The 350-nt window shown below is 55.7% G+C and carries 1 protein-coding gene; it reads right to left on the reverse strand.

Features of this window, described 5'->3' with window-relative positions:
- Positions 1 to 350: hypothetical protein (locus AB4Z18_RS19395; protein WP_441784409.1), on the reverse strand; the 350-nt coding region annotated here is incomplete at both ends.

The following is a 350-nucleotide window of genomic DNA, read 5'->3' on the forward strand; positions in this document are numbered from 1 at the left end:
ATGTAGATGCGGCGCGACTTCAGCGTAATCCACGCCAGTTCGCCCTCTTCCATGCATTGAAACAATAATTGCTCCACGCCATTGGAGCGTGACAGTCGCTGATAGAGGTCTTTACGACCGGAAACGTTCAGTCGTGCGCTGCCTGCCCAGTTTGAGCGATAAAGGCAGAGCAGAATGGCAAAGGCGAGCATGATTACCACGGGAGCCTGGATACCCAGGAAGCTCCAGTTCATAAACTCCACCTGCCACTTCAGATGAACGCCGGGGATCATCTGGACGGCGTTGGCGATGCCGGAGATACAGAGCAGCAGTAACCAGACGATGCCGGTCGCGAACACACCCTGCAGGAC

Source organism: Leifsonia sp. 2TAF2 (assembly GCF_052115085.1).
In the GTDB taxonomy this organism is placed as follows: domain Bacteria; phylum Actinomycetota; class Actinomycetes; order Actinomycetales; family Microbacteriaceae; genus Leifsonia.